1 protein-coding gene is annotated in these 1,304 nt (G+C 43.2%); it reads left to right on the top strand.

Going from position 1 to position 1,304, the window contains the following annotated elements; genetic code table 11:
* Positions 1-80 precede the first annotated feature (80 nt).
* Positions 81-1,271: an ISL3 family transposase gene (locus B8983_RS13810; protein WP_084286145.1), complete on the top strand. Its 1,191-nt coding sequence runs from the start codon at positions 81-83 to the stop codon at positions 1,269-1,271.
* The last annotated feature ends 33 nt before the right edge of the window (positions 1,272-1,304 follow it).

Below are 1,304 nucleotides of genomic sequence, written 5' to 3'. Positions count from 1 at the left end.
GGCTCTACATCATAAACGGGGGACAAAGGTATTTATTAAACTAGTTTTTTCGACGAACTTTTTTAATATAGGTAATACCAATGTCCCAAATAGATTCTATCTTAGGTCTGCCCGATCTTTCAATCGAACAGGTAAAACGTGGTCAAATTGTCGAGGTTTGGTGTAAACCTAAAGTCAGGCCAGCCTGTCTTTATTGTCAACATGACCCCGTTCGAATTAAATCCACACATCATCGCGTGTTAAAGCATACTCGCCAAGGGAACCAGTTGATGGTTCTACATTTAGCCCTACCAAAGTACCATTGCCCCAACTGTAATCGCTATTTTCGACACCCCTTGCGAGGCATCCGACCTCGCCTTCGAGCTACTGAGTCCTATCGACTCGAAGTCTTCGAAGCTCACGATGGTGGGATCAGTCAGCGTAAGCTGACCGTTACCCACAAGATTGGTAGTGCGACAGTAGAACGCTGGTATCAACAGCAAATTAAGAACCGAGTAGCAGAGTTGTCGTCCCGTCATTGCCCGCGGATATTAGGGATTGATGAACACTTCTTTAGTCGTAAAAAAGGCTTTGCGACTACTTTCGTTGATCTTAAAAATCATAAGGTGTTTGATGTGGTGTTGGGTCGCTCAGAAGCCAGTCTACGCAGGTATCTAAGCCATTTAACGGGCCGTGACAGAGTGAAGTTTGTGGTGATGGATCTCTCGGAAACTTATCGCAAAATTGTCCAACAATACTTCCCAAATGCCAAAATTGTGGCTGATAGGTTCCATGTCATACGACTCGTCAATCAACACTTTTTACAAGTCTGGAACCAGCAAGACCCCGTAGGACGTAAAAACCGTGGACTTCTCAGTCTCATGCGCAGGCACCATTGGAATTTAACGCCTGAGCAGCAACAGAACCTGTCTCAGTATCTAGAGAAGTTCCCGATCCTCCAGGCTCTTTATCAAGCAAAGCAGAAACTCAACTCATTCCTTCTTCTGAAAAAAGTAACCGCAAAAAAAGCGAAGAAATATATTCCAGAATTTCTACAATTACTCGATCAATTTGAAGAAAGTCCAGCAAAAATCATTGCTCAGACCATTCGATCTTGGTTAGAGCCGATTATTCGAATGTGGCGGTTTTCAAAATCCAACGGAATAACGGAAGGATTCCATACTAAAATGGAAATGATTTCTAGAAGAGCGTTTGGTTTTAGGAATTTCCAAAACTACCGACTGAGAGTCTTGGCTTTATGCGGTTGGAATGGAGTAATTAATCGTGTTTAATAAATGCTCATCCCCCGATTATGGTGAAGAGCC

It is taken from the genome of Polynucleobacter kasalickyi, assembly GCF_900176405.1.
GTDB classification, from domain to species: domain Bacteria; phylum Pseudomonadota; class Gammaproteobacteria; order Burkholderiales; family Burkholderiaceae; genus Polynucleobacter; species Polynucleobacter kasalickyi.
This window is presented reverse-complemented; position numbering and strand designations above follow the sequence as displayed.